Raw genomic sequence first — 19,052 nt, 5'->3', positions numbered from 1 at the left:
GCCCTGATCCAAACAGAGAAACGGTCCTCCCGCGACGCCGGCGGCGAGGCGGGAGGACCGTGCACTGGTCAGGCCGTGATGCGGTTCTTGCCGGCGCCGCCGTTGATCCGGTCGTTGCCGGGACCGCCGTTGATCGTGTCGTTGCCGGATTCGCCGCGCAGGTCGTCGTTGCCGAAGTGGCCGTAGATGGTGTCGTTGCCGGCGCCCCCGTGGACGATGTCGTGGCCGTCGTCGCCGTCCAGCCAGTCGTCGCCGGCGCCGCCGAAGATCCGGTCGTGGCCGTCGCCGCCGTCGACGGCGTCGGTCGCCCCGTTGCCGTAGATGCGGTCGTCGCCGGCTTCGCCGAACAGCCGGTCCCGGTTCGAGCCGCCGCTGAGGATGTCGTTGCCCGCGCCGCCGGCCACGGTCAGGTGCGACGAGGTCCGATTGTGGACGGCGTCGTTCCTGTCGCCGAGGCTGATGCTGTACTCGGTCGGTTTGGCGGTGGTGGTGCACCGGACCTTGGTGCGGTCGCCGCTGACGGCCTTGCAGCCGCGGCCGGGCTTGATGGCGACCCGGTCGTCGAGCGTGGTGACGCGGCCGGAGATCGTGATGACCAGCGAGTTCTGCTGGCCGCCGGCGGCGGTGAACCGGACGATCGTGTCGCGGGCGCCGACGACTTCGGCCCTGCCGACGGTCGCGGCCTGGGCCGGAGCGCCGAACAGGGTGGTCGCGGCGGTGACGGCGACGGCCGCGGCGCCGATCGCGGTCAGGGTCCTGCGGTTGACGAGATACATGGAAGAGCCCCCGTGGATCACTTCGAAGCGGCTCGTTGCCGCCGCACAGGATGCTATGAGGACGTGACCGATAGCGATCTCCCGGTTTCGTGTCATCACGGATCAGGCGGTGCGGGCCGGCGGCCGCACGCATAGATCGACGTTGCGGGCCTGCCTACACTGGAGCCCGCGGTGAGGGGGCCAGTGGAGGCGCATGCCACGTGCTGCAACAACCGGACCAGTCAGGGCGACGGCGCGCTGTCCGCAAGGCCGTGGCCGTCACGATCGGACTCGCCAATCTGGGTCTCGCGTTCTACGCGCTGGACGCGGTGGAGAACCGCTGGGTGAAACTGACCGCCGCCATGATGGCGGCGGCGGTGGGCCTGTCGGCCGCCGGCTTCGTCGAGTTCCACACCCGCCTGATCGACGGGATCGTCCCGCCCGGGCCGATGCGTTCCCGGCCGGCAGTGGCCGCCGCGGCGGCGACCATCATGGTCGCCGCCGCGATCGTCACCGTCCTCGAGCTGACCCGTGCCGACGGCGCCTGCCCGCAGGCGCTCGAACTGCGCGTCCTCACCGCGCCGGAGGGCGTGCCCGCGGTCCGCGAGCTCACCCATGAGTACGCCCTGGTCACCGCCCGGGCCAACAACGGCTGCCCGGCGGTGTACCCGTACGTCTACGCCGCCGGCACCGCCACGGTCAGCGGCGCCCTCGCCCGCCGCTGGGCCGACGCCGCGACCGAACGCCCGCTCGAACAGATCGGCCCGCGCCCCGACCTCTGGCTGCCGGACTCGGTCCTGGACGTCCGCCGGGTCCAGGACATCGTCGTCAAGGGCGCGCTGCCGACCCCACTGGAACGGGTCACGTCGATCGCCACGTCCCCGATCGTCCTCGCCGGAACGGATGTGCCGGACGTGCCGGACTCCGACACCCACACCCTGCCCGAGCTGGTGTCGGCGCTGCTCAGCCGCACCGACCGGCAGCCGTCGCTGGCAGCGCCGGACCCGGCCGCCTCCCCCGCCGGCCTGCTCGCCGCCGACGTCTACCTGCGCGGCGCCGGCGGTGAGCTGGTCGGCCCGGACGTGGCGCACCGGCGGGCCCGTGTCGTCTTCGACTCCACCGACTCGGCGGCCGACGAGGCCGGTGTGCTCTGCGCCTTCCTGCGCGAGGGCAAGGCCCCGCCGGCCGTGCTCACCAGCCTGCGGACGTGGCAGCGGTTCGCCGCCGGCCGGGCGCTCGGTGGCGGCTGCCAGGTTCCGCTGCCCGCCCCGGCCGACCTGCCGGAGCCGGTGGTGCTCAAGTCGGCGCCCGCGCTCGACCACCCGTTCGTACAGTTCACCTGGACCGGCGAGCGGCAGCGCCGGGCCGTCGAGGGTTTCCGGGACTGGCTGCGCAGCGAGGACGCCGACGCGCACCTGTCCGCGGCGGGCCTCGGCGAACCGCATCCGGCCTGCTCCGACCTCGACCTCAACGCGTGCGTTCCGCACGATCCGGATCGAACCCTCGCGTTGTACGAGAAGGCCAAGCGCCCGGGCCGGGTCCTGCTCGCGGTCGACGCGTCCGGGTCGATGGCCGAGGCCGGGCGGTTCACGGTCGCGGTGCAGGGGGTGGGCCAGGCGCTCGGCCGGCTCGGCCCGAGCGACGAGGTCGGCTTGTGGTCGTTCCCGGCGGCGCGCGGCCGGGGGTCGTACGAGCTGGTCGCCGTCGCCCCCGGCTCGGACCGGCACCGCCGTGCCGTCACCGACACCCTGCGCACGGTCCGGCCGGCCGGCGTCACCCCGCTCTACGACACCGTCCTGGACGGTATGGGCAGTCTCGCCGCCCGGCCCGGCGGCGACCGGATCCGGGCGATGGTGGTGCTGACCGACGGCGAGGACAGCGGCGGCGGGCCCGGCCTGCGCGCGACCGTGGACCGGGTGCGCCGCCTGGCCGCCGCCGGCATCCGGCTGTACGTGATCGCCACCGGCGAGGCCCGGTGCGACAACCTCCAGGGTGCCGGGCCGCTGTACCAGCTGGCCCGCGCCGGCCGCGGCGAATGCCTCAGGGCCGCGCCGGAGGCGGTCCCGGAGACGATGGCGCGGCTCTTCGAGAACCTGTGGAGTGGACAGTGAGTTTTCTCCCGACGACGCTGGCCGGCCCCTTCCGCTGGGTGCGGACACCCTTCGGCGGCCTGATAGTCGGCGCCACCCTGACGGTGTCCCTGCTGCTCACCGCCTCGGCCGTGTTCGACTGGGGCGGCGGCGCGGCGCCGCCGCCGGCGCAGAGCGGCCGGGCCGAGCTGGTGATCTACTCCGGGGTCGACGAGAGCACCGGCGGGCAGCGCCAGAAACTGATCGAGGAGTGGAACGAACGGCACCGGGACACCCCGGCCCGGCTGGTCAGCCTGCCCACCAGCGCGGACGCCCAGCACAGCGAGATGCGGGCGACCGCCCAGTCGGACGCGCCGGACGCCGACGTCTACAACCTGGACACCACCTGGACCGCCTCGTTCGCGTCGGCCGGGTTCATCCTGCCGCTGACCGTGACCGACACCGCCGGGTTCCTCGACGCGCCGCTGGCGACCTGCCGGTTCGACGGCAAGTTGTGGGCGCTGCCGTTCAACACCGACGCCGGGCTGCTCTACTACCGCACCGGGGTGCCCGAGGACGCCCTGCCCACCGCGCTGCCACCGGGGCCGAACGACGTGCGCGTCCTGGCCGGGCTCCTGCCGCGGATCGAGGCCGGGTTCGTCACCCCGCTCAGCGGTTACGAGGGGCTGACCGTCAGCGCCCTGGAGGCGATCTGGGCCGAGGGCGGCGACGTGTACGACGCCGCCCAGGACCTCGTCGTGATCGACAGCGAACCGGCGCGGGCCGGGCTGCGCAAGCTCGCCCAGGCGATGAAGCGCAACGGTGACGTGCCGCCGGCGGTCCACCCGCAGTCGACGACGTTCCGGGAGGACACCAGCCGGGAGGCGTTCCGGGCGGGGAAGGTCGCGCTGATGCGCAACTGGCCGGTGGCGTACGGGCAGTTGCGGGCCGGGGACCAGCCGCTGAAGGACTTCGGGGTCCGTGCGCTGCCGGGCCCGAGCGTGCTCGGCGGGCAGAACCTGGCGATCGCCAGCAGCACCGACAACCCGCGGGCCGCGCAGGAGCTGATCGAGTTCCTCACCAGCGAGGAGAGCGAACGGCGGCTGTTCCGCGACGGCGGGCTGGCGGCCACCCGCACCGGCGTGTACTCCGATCCGCAGGTGCTGCGCAACCGGCCGTACGCGCCGACGCTGTTGCAGGCCCTCGGCTCCGCTCGGCCGCGGCCGGAGAGCACCCATTACGCCCTGTTCAGCAGCACCTTCCAGGAGATCGTCACGCAGACCCTGAACAGCGACGGCAACCTGCCCGCCGATGCGGTGTCACGACTCACCGACGCCCTGCACGGCCGGCTGAGCTGAGCCCTCCGCGGGTGTGCGGGTCTCAGGGCTTGCGGCCGACCGCGGCCCAGACGTTGATGTCGGAGCGGGCCGGGATGACCGCGCCCTGATCCGGGTGCCACTCGCTGGCCGGCACCACGCCCGGAGCGACCAGTTCGAGACCGTCGAACAGTCCGGCGAACTCGTCGCGGGTGCGGGTCCACACGTCCGACTTCCCCTGCTCGACCAGCCGCTGGTAAAGCGCCTGCTGTTCCGGCGTGCCGAAGTCGGACGTGGCGTGCGTGGCGACCAGGTGACTTCCGGACGGCATGGCGTCCAGCAGCCGGCTGACGATCGGCTCGGCCGCCCCGTGCCCGTGGATGAAGTGCAGGACGGCGATCAGCATCAGGCCGACCGGCTGCTTCAGGTCGAGGGTGTCGTGCAGCACCGGGTGGGCGAGGATCGCCTCCGGATCGTTGAGATCCGCCTCGATGTACGCGGTGCGCCCCTCGGCGCTGCTGTTGAGCAGCGCCTGCGCGTGCGCCATCACCATCGGATCGTTGTCGACGTAGACCACCCGGCTGTCCGGGGCGTGCCGCTGCGCCACCTCGTGGGTGTTGTCCGCGGTCGGCAGCCCGGTGCCGATGTCCAGGAACTGCCGGATCCCCACCTCCGCCGTCAGGTGACGGGTGGCGCGGCACAGCAGGTCCCGGTTCGCCAGGGCGCCGAGCCGCACCTTCGGGAACAGGCGCTCCAGCTCGTCCCCGGACGCCCGGTCGGCGGCGAAGTTGTCCTTGCCGCCGAGCCAGTAGTTGTACCGCCGCGCCGGATGCGCCTGGTTCGGGTCGATCCCGCGGGCGACCGCACTCGTGTGATCCACACGAGCACGATAGCGCCGATCTTGAACTTGTCCACTGTGGCGCGGATCGATGCGGGCACGGCAGCCGGCACGGTCCAGCCGGCACCGCGCCCGCCGGTGCGGTCAGGCCAGGCGGCGGCGGATCCACCAGAGGGAGAACCCGGCCAGCACCGCGGTCAGCCCGATCAGCAGGCCGAACTCACGCCACTGCAGGTTCCAGTAGCGGGAGCCGGGCACGAAGACGACCTGATGGCTGAGGTTCTGCTGATCCAGCCATTTCGGGCAGGTCTCGCGGTCGCGAGGCGCCTCCGGACCGCACTGGGTGGTATCCGCCGGGCCTCGGAACTCCGAGCCGGACGCGGTCACCACCGTGCTCGACACGATCCAGTCGCCTCGCTGTTCGGGTTCGATCTGGAGCCTCATCCCCCCGCCGTCGCGGCTCATCGAGATCCCGTACTCCTTCGGCATCTGGAGCGGGCTGACCGTGGTGACCGGCTGGGCCAGCCACTGACGCACCACGAGCGGAGAGGCGATCTGGACGCCGACGATCAGCAACAGGGTCACCGCCATCGCGGCGACGGTCCGCCGCAGCAGCAGCCCGACCGTGACTCCGAGCGTGAAGGCGAGTGCCGCGTACCCGACCGGCACGATCCCCCGCGCCGCGAAGACGAGGGGGTTCATCCGGTCCGCCGAGGCGGCGTCGATCGGCTGCGCCCACCGGGTCAGCGCCAGACTGAGCAGACCGGCGCCGAGCGCGGCGGCCCCGCCACCGGCCAGCAGCCTGACCACCAGCCGGCGGCCCCGGCTGACGGATTGACTGAAGACCATCCGGTACGTGCCGGTATCCAGCTCCCACCACCTCCTTGATGGTGGGCAGCTTGTCGCCCTCGCCGAGGAGCCCGAGCCGCAGCGCGTGCCGGTCGCTACCCCGTCGGAGTCCACGACGGACGCGAGATCACCGCCATGGCCGCCGCGCTGCCGGAATGATTCACACTCCCGCCGACGCGGCGGCTCCGCGTTCCCTGGCGACGTGAGGATCTACGCTCGGAGCCGTGTTCGATCAGAAGATGCCGGCTCTGCTGGCCACCGCGTTGACAGGGCCGTTCGCCACCGACCACGAGAGCCACGACTTCGAGCCGTTCGACCAGTTCGACTCGGCGGAGGAGCTCAGAGACTGGTGGACGGCCTGGACCGGCAACGAGAACGCCGGGGTGCCGCCGCTGCGGTGCTTCGGGCAGGACGGCACCGGTGGCCTGGCGGCGATCTGGGTGCGTGATCCGGCGGCGGCGATCGACACGCAACCGGTGGTGTTCCTCGGGTCCGAAGGTGAGCTGGCGGTGCTCGCCAGGGACCTCGGAGACTACGTCTGGTTACTGGCCGGCGGGGTCGGGCCGTTGGAGGCGGTCAGCGAGCTGGAGCGTACGCCCACTGCCGTCCCGGAGATCGTCGCGCTCGCGCCGGGCGCGCCGCGAACAATCGAGGCGATCCTCGCCGACGCCCGGCCGCTGCTGGAGGAACTGGAGGAATTCGTCAAGGAGACCGTGCACGGCCCCTTCGACGAATTCGGTGAACCGCTGCGCTGAGCGTGATTCAGAGGGCGCTGACCGCGTCGGCGTCCAGGTGGGTGCGCAGCTTGGCGAGGGCCTTGGTGAGCAGCCGGGACACGTGCATCTGGGAGATGCCGATCTGCTCGGCGATCTGCTGCTGCGTCTGGTTGCCGTAGAAGCGCAGGCTGACGATCTTCTGCTCGCGCTCGTCGAGGCTCGCCATCGCCGGGCCGAGCGCGACCCGCAGCTCGGCGTTCGCGAAACCGGCGTCCTCGCCGCCGAGGGTGTCACCGAGCTCCGCGCCGCCCTCGGCGACCGGAGTGGACAGGCTGGTCGACTGGTACGCCCGCGCGCCCTCCAGGCCCTCGATCACCTCGTCCTCGCTGATGCCCAGGTGGGTGGCGATGTCGGCGACCGTCGGCGAACGGCCGAGGGTGTTCGTCAGAGTGTTGTTGGCGGCGGTGATCGCCAGCCGCAGCTCCTGCAGCCGCCGGGGCACGCGCACCGACCAGGTACGGTCCCGGAAGTGCCGCTTCAACTCGCCCACGATCGTCGGGATGGCGAAGCCGGCGAAGTCGACGCCCCGGTCGGCCTCGAACCGGTCGACCGCCTTGATCAGGCCCAGCACGGCGACCTGGTGCAGGTCGTCACGGGGCTCACCGCGGTTCGCGTACCGGTTGGCCAGGTGGCGGGCCAGCGGCAGCCACGCCTCGATCGCCCGGTCCCGCAGGCCGGGCCGCGACGGGTGGCCGGCCGGCAGTGCGGCCATCGCCACGATCAGTTCGTCGGCCTGTACCGCGGTGTCAGCGATGACGGTCATCGAGATCCCTCCGTGGAAGTGCGTGCGCCCGTTACTCCCCACATCCGCCGGCGGGCAAACCGGTTGGAAGATTTTCGCGAACCGATCGGGTGCAACGTGCATCACACGATCGAGACCGTTCCCTGCCGGAAGGACCCACCCATGCGCGCGCTGCCTCTGGCGATCGCTGTTCTGAGCCTGTCCGCCACGACCGCCTGCACGCCGGGACCGGCGCAGGTCTCGGGTCAGGCGGGGCCGGCGGGCGCCGTCCCACCGCCGTCCGCGACCCCGATGGCCACCACCCCGTCGACGCCCGCCGCGACCTCGGCCCCAGCTTCGGTCCCACCCTCGGTCGCGCCCTCGGCCGTCAGCCCGGGCGGGTCCACCGGCACGCCGTCGCGGACGACTCAGGTCACCGCCCCGGCGTCGCGCACCAGGCACCCGAGCCGGATCCGGAACACCGACTGGTTCAACACGCGGCTGCTCGGTGTGTCCTTCATGAACCTCGGCGACCTGCAGTTCCGCGACGGCATGGCGTCCTCCGGCCCGACGACCTGCGCGATGCTGCCCGGCGGCGCGCGCCCGGTGTACGCCGAGTTCCTCGCCGAGGAACCGGCCGTCGCCCCGGTCACCGAGGACGCGGTCATCCTCATCGAATGCGGCAGGGACAGCGTGGACCAGGCGCTCGTCCCGGTCCAGCTGTCCTTCAGCCAGCGGCACCCCGGCGGGTACGGGTTCATCGCGGCCGACCCGCGGACCGAGGGGGACGCCGCCCGCATGACGTTCCTCTCCTACACCGTCCAGGACGAAGCGATCGTCACCACCGTCCGCAAAGCCGACGGCGCCACGGAGAGACGCCGTTACCTGCACGAGGGCGGCGACCGGTGGGGCCGGGGGTGAACCGCCGGCTCAGGAGCGCCACCAGCCGTCGTGCGGGCTGACCGGCAGGGCCCGCTTGTGACGGGTGGCGAGGAAGGCGGACTCCACCTTCGCCGCCACCTCCGGCGCGACGTCGCCACCCTCCAGGTAGACGTCGATGTCCTGGTAGGAGACGCCCAGCGCGACCTCGTCGGGGATCGCCGGCCGGTCGTCCTCCAGGTCGGCGGTCGGCACCTTCTGCCAGGTGCTGTCCGGCGCGCCCAGCTCCCGCAGCAGCGCGGCGCCCTGCCGTTTGGTCAGGCCGGTCAGCGGGATCACGTCGACACCGCCGTCGCCGTACTTGGTGAAGAAGCCGGTCACCGCCTCGGCCGCGTGGTCGGTGCCGACGACCAGGAGGTTCGACTGGCCGGCGATCGCGTACTGGATCACCATGCGTTCCCGGGCCTTGATGTTGCCGCGGACGAAGTCGCGCAGCGGCTCACCGGCGCCGGCCGCCACCTCGGCGGCGACCGCGTCGGCGCCCGGCTTCACGTTCACCGCGATCGACCGGTCCGGGCCGATGAAGTCCAGGGCGATCTGCGCGTCGTGCTCGTCGGCCTGCACCCCGTACGGCAGGCGGACCGCGACGAACGTCGCCTCCCGGCCCTCGGCCCGCAGTTCCTCGCAGGCGAGCTGGCACAGCCGGCCGGCGAGCGTGCTGTCCTGGCCGCCGCTGATCCCGAGCACGAACCCCTTCGCCGGGGTCGACCGGAGGTAGTCCTTCAGGAAGTCGAGCCGCCGGCGGATCTCCTCCTTGGGCTCGATGACCGGCTTGACGCCGAGTTCGACGCGGATCTGCTCCCGTAAGTTCGCCATGTTCGCACTCTACTGACCGATTCCGGCCTCCCCGATGATCTACAGCGTGAAGCCGGCGACCAGCTGCCGCAGCTCGGTGCTGGTCCGGGCCAGGCTCTCCGCGTTCTCCTGGGCCTCCCGGACCACCGTCGTGGTGGTGCCGACCGCGGCGGCCACGCCGGAGATGTTGGTGGCGATGTCCGCGCTGCTCTCGGCGACCTCGGCGACGTTGCGGCTCATCTCGCCGGTCGTCGCGGTCTGCTCCTCCACGGCCGCGGCGATGAGCGTCTGGAAGTCGCTGATCCGGTCCACCACGTCGCCGATCTCGTTGATCGCCTGCACGGCGCCCGCCGAGTCCAACTGGATCGCCTTGATCAGGCGGGAGATCTCCTCGGTGGCCTTGGCGGTCTCCTGAGCCAGGTCTTTCACCTCGCCGGCCACCACGGCGAAGCCCTTGCCCAGCTCACCGGCCCGGGCGGCCTCGATGGTGGCGTTGAGCGCCAGCAGGTTGGTCTGCTCGGCAATCGACGTGATCATGGCGACCACGTTGCCGATCTCGGTGGACGATTCGCCGAGCTTGCCCACGGTGTGGTTGGTCTGCCGGACCGCGGTCACCGCCTCGCCGGCCACCCGGGCCGCGTCACCGGCGTTGCGGGCGATCTCGTCGATCGCCTGGGTCATCTCCGAACTGCCGGCCTGCAACGTCTGCACGTTGCTGGAGACGTGCGCGGCCGACGACGCGACGGTGGCCGACTGCGCCTCCATCTCGGCGCTGGCGGCCGCGATCCGGGCCGACACCCCGGACAGGTCCTGGGAGGCCGCGTCCACGGTGCCGGCGTGCCCGGCGATCGCGGCGACGGTGTCGCGCAGCGAGGCGGCGGTCTGGTTCAGGGCCTCACCGAGCCGGCCCATCTCGTCGCGGCGGTTCAGGTCGACCCGGACGGTCAGGTCGCGGCCGGACAGCCGGTTCAGCGCCGTGACCACCGCGGCCAGCGGGCCGACGACCGAGCGGGTGGTCCAGGCGCCCATCAGCACGGCCAGGATCACGGCGAGCGCCAGGGCGGCGCCGAGCGCCCGTACCGCGGTGTCCCGAACGTCCTGGATCTCGGCCCGCAACCGCTGGGCTCGGGCCTCGACGGAGGTGTCCAGGGCGGCGGTGATGTCCAGCACCTTGCTGTACGCGGCCGACGCCTCACCGCCGTTCACACTGGTCATCACCTTGGCCCGAGCCGCCTGGGTGTCCGCGGCGAGCCACCGCATCAGCGTCTCGTCCCACTCGAAGAAGTCGTCCCAGGCCGGTTCGAGCTGGGCGAACTGCTCCCGCTCGGCGGCGGTCATGGCGGACACGTCGGTGGCGGCGAGGCCCGCGTAGATGGTGTCCTTGGACTTCAGCTCGCCCTGCCGGTTGTAGCCGTCGGGACCGGTGGCGAACCGGTATCCGAACGCTCCGGCGTCCGCGATGACCAGGCCCTGCCAGCCGGTCACGTCCGCCGCGTTGTACGAGGCGTTCTCGATCTGGTCGCGCAGCCGTTCCAGGGTCTCCAGCTCCCGGCCGGAGTCGGCCTGCTGGCGGATGCCCCACCAGCCGACGGCCGCCGCGGTCACGATGAGCGCCGTGAGCACCAGGTACGACGCGCCGAGCCGTGCGCCGACGCTCACGTCACGAACGTTCATCAAAGCCATCCCTCCGCCTACCTGATCGGCGGGCGGAGGGACGGCCTGAGCCGGACGGCGGGTGAGCCGAGGAGAGCGGGGGCGCTCGTGCCAATCCTCCGCGACCCGCGGAGGTATCGCATCGAACGATGAGAAGGAAGCGCCGCCCTGGCCTCGGCGGAGACCGTCATTCCGGGAGCAGCTCGGCGAGCCGGTCCAGCGTGTAGATCTCGGATCCGTCCGGGGCCTTGATGCCGACGAAGGTGACCGGCTCGTCCGGCGGCTCGCCGGTCCACATCGTGACCGCGGCCCGCGGGCGCCACCGGTCGAGCAGGTACGACATCGTCAGGTACCACCGCTCCGCCGTGCCGACCGCGTTGCCCTCGACCTGGTTGAACGCCGGGCGGCCGCGCAGGTACAGGTGCAGCCACACCGCCTGCCAGCCGTCGGCGTCCCGGGCGAACACCACCGGCAGCGCCACCCGCCCGTTGCCGCGTGGGTGGCGTCGGTGAGGTCACCGGAGCCGACCAACCTCGCGGACCGCGGCGACGACGGTGGCGGCCAGGTCCATCGCCGGCTCGGGGGGCCAGGGCACCGAGGTGCCCCAGCAGCGGCCGGGACGCGGTGAACCCGACGTCGAGCAGGGCCGCGTCCAGCTGCCGGGCCACCGCGGCGCCGTCACCGGAGGCGCCGGTGCTCGCGGGCACGCGCAGCGTCCTCTGAATGATCAGCTTCTCGAGCACGTGGTCCCTCCGATCCGCGGAGCATGGGAAACGGGCCGCCGGGGACTGGCACGCCACCGGACCCGACCTGGCCAGAGCGCGACAGCGGGCTGCGGAAATCGGGATCCCGGGCGAACGGGTGGCAGGCATCCCGCTAGGGTCAGCGATCATGTGGAAACGGGCTGTCGCTGCGATGTCGTGTGCCGTCCTGCTCACCGGCTGCGATGGACAGACCGCCGCCGGTACCGCCACACCCCCACCGTCCATATCGGCATCCCCGGCTCGGCCTTCGATCCAGGCGGCTTGGTGGGAGTGGGCCGCCGCTGAGCCCACAGCCACGAATCCCGTCGCCGACAGCACCGGCGTGCACTGCGCACGCAACCAGCCCGCCGGTATGTGGTTTCTAGCCGGCACGTTCGGTGACCGAGTTCGGCGCCGGTGCACCGTGTCGCCCGGTGCACCCCTGGTCGTACCCGCCGTCAACCTGACCAGCAGCGACGAGCGAGACTGCCGAGACTTCATGGCCGAGGCCACCGGCACGATCGAGTTCGACGGCGCGCCGGTGCCGGCGGAACGCATCGAGCACGAGACCATCACGTTCACCGCCGGGGCGGGAAACGCGGTGACCGGCGACGCCGGTGTGACCAAGCGCGTGGGCTGCGGACTGTGGGCCACGATCCCCGCACCTGCAGCCGGCGAACACACCGTTCGCATCCATGGCACGTCGGGCACGTTCGAGGTGACCGCCGAATACCTTCTGACGGTGCCAGCGGCGAGCCAAGTCGCGGTCTCATGACTCCTACGCGGTTCGCGGGCCCAGTCCGACGCCCTGTCTGCCCGCCGGCGTGCCGGGCACTGTCGACCTTGCCCGTCCCGGACCAGCGATCGGCCTGAACTGACCATGATCCCCGCGATAGCGAACGCGGTGGTGGCCGCGCTCCTACGACCACCACCATGACAGCGTGATAACCGTTGCGCGGGGAGCAGCAGGCGCGGAGGCGGGCCTTCCCTCGGGGCCGGCGGCGACCCGGCCGGCCCGCGCGAACCCCGTTCGTGGCACCGCTACGCGTCGCCTACTCGCCTCTGACCAGCGCCTCCTGCGACGTGTTGTCCGCGCCGGCTTCTGACAGCACCAGCGGCCAACAGGGTGAGGTGGGGAGGGTTCGGGCCGTTCGGCGCTGACGCTGGCCGCACTGGTGGTCCAGCACGGCTACGGCCTGCGCCCCGGCGTACATGGGGAAGGCGAACACCGCTGCGACGCCGGCCCGTAGGGCCTCGTCCGTGAACCGGGGGCATGCGCGGCGGGTTCGGCGTCGGCGAGGTACCTCACCAGCACCGGTCCCCTGCTCGTGTACGCCGTCATGCACGGGCCCTGGTCGAGACGGATCTGCAGATCCTCGACCTGATCGATGAGCCGTCCGGAGGTGCCCAGCACGAAGCGTCTGGTGGACGAGGCGAAGACTGTCAGGCCGACTCCGGAGACCGACGGAATCCGTTCGTGGCAGCGACCACTGAGCGCCGCGGTGCCACCGTCGGCACGCAGCCGGGTCACCGGGGAGGGGAGGTGATCTCACCGGCCCGGTCCGCTCCGTTCGGGGGAGTGGGAACTGTCGCGGCCTCCGGGTGCCGGGCCTGGGCGGCGCGTTCAGGTGATTCGTGCGTGTGCCACCGCGGTACGGGCTTCGGACATCGTGGCGTACATCGGCAGCCGTTGTGCGCCGATGTATTGCAGCCGCTGCTGCAGCACTGTCGCCGTGGGCAAGCACAGCAGGAGCTGAACCGGTGGCCTGATGACGGCTGCGGCGCGCCGGGCCGCCAACCACAACGGCAGGCTGGACGCCTCATCGTCGGACAGGCCGTGCAGGTCGACGATGATGGCGCCGGGCCGTCCGGCGAAAGCGTCACGCAGCGCTGCGGACACGTCCAGGCCGAGGGTGTGTGACCACGATCCGTGGACCGCGATCTCGACCGTTGCCGCGGCCGGGCCGCCGATATCGACCGAGGGGCACACCGCCACATGTGACCCCGTGACGCGCGAGCGGCGTGGCGGTACGGAAAGCCTCCGCACGGGTGTCATCGGCCACGCCGTGCCGACATGTGGACTCGAACGTCCTCAGGACGGCGACCGTGACGGGCCGGAGATGCGAGCGGGTCCTGCAAGTGCCGGATACCGGCAGTTGGCAACGATGTGACGGCCACAGCGGATACGACAGCGGAAGAAGAGGAACTCACAACTGCACCCCAAGACGGATCTGGCGCGGAATCGGAACATGCGCTACCGGGGTCCGGGGCAGCAGGAACAGCGGCTCAGCCACCGCATTCACAATCTACGGTAGTCCTTTCCGGTCAGGTGCCTCATCACCCTGAAGAGGGGTCAGGGTGCCTGTTCGCTTTCGCTGGGCGTGTCTGCCTGCCCTCGCCACGGGCGCCAGGGCGGATCAACAGCCATCGCGTCGACCGCAGGGGACCGACGGGTGTGCGCCGTCGTGGTAGGGATACCCGGTCGCCATGGCCACCGGCGAATTTTGTCTCCGCCCAGGTGGCGATGAGAGGAGTCGATCATCTTCTACGGGATGGTTTGAGAGATTTCGATCATGACAATTGGCGTACGGACCACAGCGGCTGCGCTGGCCTGGCGATGACTGTAACGTCGCCGGAACCGCGCAAGCCGTTCCAGCCTTCGGAGCTGCGGGACGCCGTACCCGACGCTTTGATGCACCGGCGACCCCGGCCCGCCTGACCTGCAGGCCGCCAGCACAAACCGGGAGAAGGCCTTGCCGTCCCGCTGTCAACCGGCATCCCTCCGGCGCCGGGCACAGATCATGTCGGAATACCGCTGAGCGATTTTCTCGACAGAAAGGTCACTGCTACCCGGACGGCCGTTTAGTTCTCCGTGTTGCGTTCTCAACCGGGGGGTTCGTGTCTGTTCGGACCGGTCGTCTCACCGGGGCCGGCTGCGCGGAGCAGGTTGTCGTGGATACGGGCGAGGAAGGCCGCCGCGTCGGTGAGGTCGGCTGCGGCTTGAGGCTGGGCAGCGCGGCTGACGGCCGCAGCGTGCAGCACGGTTGTGATGGTGGCGCGGGCGTGCAGGGTGGCAGCGAGCAGGTCGTTGACGAGGTCTTGACGGTCGTAGTCGCCGGGTTGTGAGGGCATGGCTGGCCGGATCGATCCTGGGGGACGGCAACCAGATCGGCTGCTGCGGTCAGTAACGGAATTGGGTGACCAGGGCGTTGAGCTCGGTGGACATGCGGGCGAGTTCGGTGGTGGCGTGTTGTGCCTGTGTGACGCCTGCGCTGGTCAGGCGGGCCGCTTCCGCGACGCCGGTGATGTTCTGGGCGATCTCGCCGGTGCCGCTCGCTGCTTCGCTGACGCTGCGGTTCATCTCGCCGGTGGTCGCGGTCTGCTCCTCGACAGCCGAGGCGATGGTGGTCTGGAAGTCGCTGATCCTGGCGATCACGTGGGTGATCTCCTCGATCGCGGCGACGGCGCCGGTGGTGTCGTTCTGGATGATCTCGACGCGTCGGGAGATGTCCTCGGTGGCCCGGGCGGTCTCCTGGGCGAGGTCTTTGACCTCGGAGGCGACGACGGCGAAGCCCTTGCCGAGTTCGCCGGCCCGGGCGGCTTCGATGGTGGCGTTGAGGGCGAGCAGGTTCGTCTGCTCGGCGATCGCGGTGATGGCTTTGACGACGTTGCCGATCTCCGCCGACGACTGGCCGAGCTTCGCCATCGTCTCCGAGGTGGCGGCGGTGACCGTGACGGCCTGACTGGCGACCTGGGCGGCCTCGCTGGCGTTGACGGAGATCTCCCGGATCGCGGCACCCATCTCCTCGCTGCCGGCCGAGACGCTGTCGACGCTGCGGGAGATCTCCTCGGTAGCAGTCGACACCGCCTGCGCCTGCACGGACGTCTCTTCCGCGGAGGCGGCGATCTGGCCGGTGGTGGCGGAGAGCTCCTCGGAGGCGGCAGCCAGGGAGGTAGCCGAGTCGTTGATCGTGGCGACGGTGCGCCGCAGCCGGCCGATGGCCTTGTCCAGGGCCTCGCCCATCTGGCCCGGCTCGTCGCGGGTGTGCAGTCCGGTGGTGCGGGTCAGATCGCCGTCAGCCAGGCTGACGCAGACGGTCTTGACGCTGGTCAGCGCCCGGACGATCATCTGCGCCACCCAGTAGCCCAGCGCCAGTGCGAGCAGGCTCCCCACGATCATCGCGATGATCGAGGTACGTTGCCCGGAGTCGTGGACGGACGCGGCTGAGGCGGCGTTCTTGGCCGCGTCCGCTACCTCGGTCTCGTCGAGGGTGTCGGTGGCTTCCTTGATCGCGGCCAGGATCGGTGCTGCTTCGGTGTCTCTGACCTTCTGCCACCCGGCCATGTCGTTGGCCGCACCCAGCTTGAAGAGCTTGTCGTGAACGAGCTTGACGTAGGCGTCCCAGTTCGCCTGCACCGCGTCGATCACCACCGGGTCACCGGCCGGCATGCTCCCGCGGTAAGCCGCCATCGCGGCATCGAACGCCTGCTCGTCCGCGTCAAAGGCGTCGGCGTACTTCGCGATGGTGGCCGCATCTTGCGAGATCGCCTGGTTGGCCGCGTCCAACCGAGCCTGCTGGATCACCGTCTCCAACTCGCCGACGGCCTTGATGCTGGCCACGTTGCTCTTGTAGATCAGTTGCGCGGAGTTACTGGTGCTGCTCAACGCGCTCAATCCGACCATCCCGACAACGATCGTTGCCGCTACCGCAAGTCCTACCGCGGCGACAATCTTGACCTTCACACTGAGATCGGCGAGACCCCGCCGTTGCGAGGCAGGCGCGGCAACAGGGAGAGCTGTGGTCGTCATCGAGCTTCCTTCGCTGCAGGCACCGGGGCTCTCCGAGCGGGCCCGAAGGTCCGGCGTCAGGGTCTTCCGTGGGTCTGTTCGGCATGAACCACCACGCGCTTAGCGCCGTCAGTACTCACCTTGGCATCCCTCTCCCTACCAGCGTCTCCGTCGGCTATGACTCCGTAACAGGTGGACCACGCGATCACGCTGCTCGTCCAGCCGAAGGCCAGCGTCAAGGTGATCGCCCCTCTACTCGGAGTGTCCCGTTTGTCGCCCGGTACAGCTCGGCCAGCAGGGCCAGGGCGTAGCAGACCCGTGCCCACTCATCGCCGCGATCGGCGAAGTCGGTCGGGCGCATCCGCCACTCGGCCCCGTCGTCGGGCAGCTTGCGCGGCCGGACCCCGGCGGCGAGTTCGCCGAACAGTTCCCCGCCCGCGGGGATACAGGTCACCCGGCCGGTAAAGGCCACCCAAGCGGACGGCGGCGTCGGTTTCGGTGTGGGCCTGTGCCTGCAGCGCGATCCGGTGGTTGCGTTCGGACAGGTCATGGACGGTTTCGGCGAGCAGTTGGCGGCGGACAGCCAGTAGCAGTGCGGCGGCCGCGCCAGCGGCGGCGAAGCACCCCAGCCCGTACTTCAAGGCCTCGATCTGCAGCTTTTCCTGTTCCGCCGGTTCCGCATTCCCAGCGATCAGCAGCATCACCACCAGGGCGGTAGTCCCGATCGCGGCAACGGCCACGGTGGCGGTGGGCGAACGTGCTACCTGCGGATGCTCTGCCGATTGAGCTGGCGACCCGGGGCAGGTCATTCCACGGGCGCGGCGGGGCGGGCCATCGAGTTTCCGAGCACCGTGGCGGCGGCGGCGCGGAGGCGTTCGTCGGAGCGGAAGACGTTCCAGCCGCCGAAGTAGGACAGTCGGCGCGGGCTGTCCAGGACCGCGCGGGCGATCGCGACGACGGGTGCGGTGAGGGCGCCGATCACGGCCAGACGCTCCAGCGCGGTGATCGTCTCGGGGCGGCAGTCGCCGTCGGCGAGCGGGCGGGCCACCTCGGTCAGCACGTCGAGCGCCACGGCCGGATCGGCGGTGACACGGTAGTGGGTGTACGCGGCGTCCGCCCGTACCAGACCATGGTCGAACGATCGGGCGAGCCGGCGAAGCCGGTCCGCGTGGCCGGCCGCCAGCGGACCGAGATCGCCGAGCCGTCGCAGGTCCTCCTCGCTCGCGGCCCGGGCCAGCGCGGGAAGCGCCAGCGACGGGTCACCGGTGACCCGCCAATGTGCCCACGCGGCGGCGGGCATCGGCGCATGCCGCCGCAACTCGTCCGCGGCGTCGGCGGCGGCCGGTCCGATGTCACCGATCGCGGTCGCCGCGGTCACCTCCAGATGGCGGTGACCCAGCAGGGCGACCAGCTGCGGCACGGCCGGCGCGGACGCGGCGCCCCACGCGCCGAGCAGACGGCACAGGGCGTGCGAGGCGCCGACCCGCACGGCGGGGACCAGCGCGGCGGCGTACTCGGTGAGCGGGGACAGCGCCTCGTCGACAGCAGGTAACCAGAAGCCATGCCAAGAGCCGGGCGTGGCCGAGAAGAACTCACCCGCCGACGCAAAGCCGAGATGCGGCCCGGCCAGGCGTTCCCGGACCGGCTGCACGCTACGGGCGTCACCGAGACGGGTCAGCGCCCACACCGCGGCGTCACTGACGGTGATGTGGCCGCCGGTGCCGGCGTTCGCGGTGTCGTCGATCAGCGCGGCGAGAGCGTCGGCCGCGTGCGGGGACGGGACGCAGGCCAGCAGGTACGCGGCCTGGAACCGGGTCTCGGCGTCCTCGTCGGCGAGCCGGTCGATCAGAAACCCGTGCAACGCCTCCGCGGCGGACCGCCACTGGGCGAGCAGGACCGCGGCCTGGCGCATGCCGGCGCCGTCGCCCAGCGCGACCGCGAACTCGGCCGCCGCGACCCGGTCGTGGTGCAGCAGCTGCCCGGTGCGGTCCACGATCGACGTCCCGAACCAGGCGGAGTCCTTCCAGGCGGCGATGCCGGGGCCGCGGCAGGCGGCGACCAGTTGCGGCACGCGGCTCGCGGGAAGATCCGGTTCGGTACGGGCGAGAGCGTGCACCGCCGCCAGCCCGGTCTGCGGGTCCGGGTCGTCGAGGAGTCCGTGCAGCAGAGCGGTGATGTCCGGGTCGGCGAACCGGCCGAACGCGCTGATCAGGTCCCAGCGGGTGACCCGGTCCTCCTCGGCCCGCCACCGTCGCCGGAGCGCCGCCGCCATCTCGGGGCGTCGCATCGCGTCCGTGCCGGCCACCCGGGCCGCTTCCCGGCGTACCGCCGGATCGGGATCGTCGAGCAGCGCGATCAGCCGTGGCGCCGCCCGTTCCAGGGCCTCGGGCCACGCCGTGTCGACCCACTCCGGTTCGACTCGTGCGGCCTCGTCGACGAACTCGCCGATCAGCACGACGACGGCGGCCCTGCGGTGGACGGCGCCGAACGCGAGATCGACGAGGAACGGCAACGCCGCCGCGGCCGCCGGGCAGATCCAGCCGCCCTGGTGATAGACCGCGACGTCGAACTGGGACAGCGCCGTCGCCGCCCGCTCCGGGTCGTCACTCGCGCAGTCCCGCAGCCAGCCGGGGACGTCCTCGGCCGTCCCGTAGTGGTGCTCCAGCCGCCGCCAATCGACACTTTCAAGATCATCACCCCACACCCGACCATTGTGTACGCCCACAGCAGTCCCCTCCTCCCCCGCCCGCACCTACCCCCTACCCCCATGTCCCCCGGAGCCGACACCGCGGGACCGTACGATCAGCGC

Annotated in this window: 17 protein-coding genes and 1 pseudogene; 5 read left to right on the top strand and 13 right to left on the bottom strand. The window is 71.4% G+C overall.

Going from position 1 to position 19,052, the window contains the following annotated elements; all coding sequences use genetic code 11:
- Positions 1-68: 68 nt before the first annotated feature.
- Positions 69-776 carry a calcium-binding protein gene (locus tag Aut01nite_RS23160; protein ID WP_052164707.1) on the bottom strand — a complete coding sequence of 236 codons (708 nt, stop codon included), beginning with the start codon at positions 774-776 and terminating at the stop codon, positions 69-71.
- Positions 777-976: 200 nt separating this feature from the next.
- Here Aut01nite_RS23160 and Aut01nite_RS23155 point away from each other — a divergent pair, with 200 nt between their 5' ends.
- Both Aut01nite_RS23155 and Aut01nite_RS23150 read left to right on the top strand, forming a co-directional pair.
- Positions 977-2,866, top strand: a complete 1,890-nt coding sequence (locus tag Aut01nite_RS23155) for a vWA domain-containing protein (RefSeq protein ID WP_204037653.1) — start codon at positions 977-979, stop codon at positions 2,864-2,866.
- A complete protein-coding gene (locus Aut01nite_RS23150) occupies positions 2,863-4,182 on the top strand; it encodes an extracellular solute-binding protein (RefSeq protein WP_052164708.1) in 1,320 nt (439 codons plus the stop codon). The genes Aut01nite_RS23155 and Aut01nite_RS23150 overlap by 4 nt, the downstream gene beginning before the upstream one ends.
- A 22-nt stretch (positions 4,183-4,204) precedes the next feature.
- On the opposite strand, the gene Aut01nite_RS23145 is transcribed toward Aut01nite_RS23150, so the two are convergent.
- Positions 4,205-5,020, bottom strand: coding sequence for an SAM-dependent methyltransferase (locus Aut01nite_RS23145; RefSeq protein WP_043533902.1), 816 nt, complete (start codon positions 5,018-5,020; stop codon positions 4,205-4,207).
- Between the two features lie 102 nt (positions 5,021-5,122).
- Positions 5,123-5,941 carry an ABC-2 membrane transporter-related protein gene (locus Aut01nite_RS23140; protein WP_507762682.1) on the bottom strand — a complete coding sequence of 273 codons (819 nt, stop codon included), beginning with the start codon at positions 5,939-5,941 and terminating at the stop codon, positions 5,123-5,125.
- Positions 5,942-6,051: 110 nt separating this feature from the next.
- Here Aut01nite_RS23140 and Aut01nite_RS23135 point away from each other — a divergent pair, with 110 nt between their 5' ends.
- Positions 6,052-6,582 (top strand): hypothetical protein, encoded by a 531-nt coding sequence (locus Aut01nite_RS23135; protein ID WP_063958913.1) that lies wholly within the window; start codon positions 6,052-6,054, stop codon positions 6,580-6,582.
- Between the two features lie 7 nt (positions 6,583-6,589).
- Here the strand turns inward: Aut01nite_RS23135 and Aut01nite_RS23130 are convergent, their stop codons facing one another.
- Complete coding sequence (locus Aut01nite_RS23130) at positions 6,590-7,366, bottom strand: RNA polymerase sigma factor SigF (protein ID WP_043533903.1); 777 nt, start codon at positions 7,364-7,366, stop codon at positions 6,590-6,592.
- Positions 7,367-7,507: 141 nt separating this feature from the next.
- On the opposite strand from Aut01nite_RS23130, the gene Aut01nite_RS23125 reads away from it, so the two are divergent.
- Positions 7,508-8,245: a hypothetical protein gene (locus Aut01nite_RS23125; protein WP_052164710.1), complete on the top strand. Its 738-nt coding sequence runs from the start codon at positions 7,508-7,510 to the stop codon at positions 8,243-8,245.
- A 9-nt stretch (positions 8,246-8,254) separates the two neighbouring features.
- Here the strand turns inward: Aut01nite_RS23125 and nadE are convergent, their stop codons facing one another.
- From nadE to Aut01nite_RS44880, 4 genes and pseudogenes are all read right to left on the bottom strand, one after another.
- A complete protein-coding gene (gene nadE, locus Aut01nite_RS23120) occupies positions 8,255-9,079 on the bottom strand; it encodes an NAD(+) synthase (protein ID WP_043533906.1) in 825 nt (274 codons plus the stop codon).
- 39 nt (positions 9,080-9,118) lie between these two features.
- Entirely contained in the window at positions 9,119-10,732 is a 1,614-nt protein-coding gene (locus Aut01nite_RS23115) for a methyl-accepting chemotaxis protein (RefSeq protein ID WP_043533907.1), read from the bottom strand.
- A gap of 166 nt (positions 10,733-10,898) precedes the next feature.
- Positions 10,899-11,192, bottom strand: coding sequence for a hypothetical protein (locus Aut01nite_RS23110; protein WP_043533908.1), 294 nt, complete (start codon positions 11,190-11,192; stop codon positions 10,899-10,901).
- A gap of 48 nt (positions 11,193-11,240) precedes the next feature.
- Positions 11,241-11,454, bottom strand: a pseudogene (locus Aut01nite_RS44880) (hypothetical protein); the annotation flags it as partial.
- A 499-nt stretch (positions 11,455-11,953) separates the two neighbouring features.
- Between Aut01nite_RS44880 and Aut01nite_RS23105 the strand changes: the two are divergent.
- Positions 11,954-12,229: a hypothetical protein gene (locus Aut01nite_RS23105; protein WP_152629171.1), complete on the top strand. Its 276-nt coding sequence runs from the start codon at positions 11,954-11,956 to the stop codon at positions 12,227-12,229.
- An 849-nt stretch (positions 12,230-13,078) separates the two neighbouring features.
- Here the strand turns inward: Aut01nite_RS23105 and Aut01nite_RS23100 are convergent.
- From Aut01nite_RS23100 to Aut01nite_RS23080, 5 genes are all read right to left on the bottom strand, one after another.
- Entirely contained in the window at positions 13,079-13,444 is a 366-nt protein-coding gene (locus Aut01nite_RS23100) for a hypothetical protein (protein ID WP_152629172.1), read from the bottom strand.
- Between the two features lie 893 nt (positions 13,445-14,337).
- The gene (locus tag Aut01nite_RS23095; RefSeq protein WP_043533909.1) at positions 14,338-14,586 is read right to left on the bottom strand and encodes a hypothetical protein; all 249 of its coding nucleotides are present in this window, start codon (positions 14,584-14,586) and stop codon (positions 14,338-14,340) included.
- Positions 14,587-14,635: 49 nt separating this feature from the next.
- Positions 14,636-16,264, bottom strand: a complete 1,629-nt coding sequence (locus Aut01nite_RS23090) for a methyl-accepting chemotaxis protein (protein WP_043533910.1) — start codon at positions 16,262-16,264, stop codon at positions 14,636-14,638.
- A 305-nt stretch (positions 16,265-16,569) separates the two neighbouring features.
- Entirely contained in the window at positions 16,570-16,947 is a 378-nt protein-coding gene (locus tag Aut01nite_RS23085) for a hypothetical protein (protein WP_152629173.1), read from the bottom strand.
- A 101-nt stretch (positions 16,948-17,048) separates the two neighbouring features.
- A complete protein-coding gene (locus Aut01nite_RS23080) occupies positions 17,049-18,947 on the bottom strand; it encodes a HEAT repeat domain-containing protein (RefSeq protein ID WP_043533912.1) in 1,899 nt (632 codons plus the stop codon).
- Positions 18,948-19,052 lie beyond the last annotated feature (105 nt).

Origin of the sequence: Actinoplanes utahensis (genome assembly GCF_016862455.1) — a bacterium.
In the GTDB taxonomy this organism is placed as follows: domain Bacteria; phylum Actinomycetota; class Actinomycetes; order Mycobacteriales; family Micromonosporaceae; genus Actinoplanes; species Actinoplanes utahensis.
The sequence above is the reverse complement of the archived record's forward strand: the minus strand, read 5'-3'. Positions and strand labels throughout refer to the sequence as shown.

Excerpts from the sequence above, each read along its gene's own strand:
- Aut01nite_RS23160 (WP_052164707.1), bottom strand. The coding sequence starts at position 776 with ATGTATCTCGTCAACCGCAGGACCCTGACCGCGATCGGCGCCGCGGCC.
- Aut01nite_RS23130 (WP_043533903.1), bottom strand. The coding sequence starts at position 7,366 with ATGACCGTCATCGCTGACACCGCGGTACAGGCCGACGAACTGATCGTG.
- Aut01nite_RS23125 (WP_052164710.1), top strand. The coding sequence starts at position 7,508 with ATGCGCGCGCTGCCTCTGGCGATCGCTGTTCTGAGCCTGTCCGCCACG.
- nadE (WP_043533906.1), bottom strand. The coding sequence starts at position 9,079 with ATGGCGAACTTACGGGAGCAGATCCGCGTCGAACTCGGCGTCAAGCCG.
- Aut01nite_RS23115 (WP_043533907.1), bottom strand. The coding sequence starts at position 10,732 with ATGAACGTTCGTGACGTGAGCGTCGGCGCACGGCTCGGCGCGTCGTAC.
- Aut01nite_RS23105 (WP_152629171.1), top strand. The coding sequence starts at position 11,954 with ATGGCCGAGGCCACCGGCACGATCGAGTTCGACGGCGCGCCGGTGCCG.
- Aut01nite_RS23095 (WP_043533909.1), bottom strand. The coding sequence starts at position 14,586 with ATGCCCTCACAACCCGGCGACTACGACCGTCAAGACCTCGTCAACGAC.
- Aut01nite_RS23090 (WP_043533910.1), bottom strand. The coding sequence starts at position 16,264 with ATGACGACCACAGCTCTCCCTGTTGCCGCGCCTGCCTCGCAACGGCGG.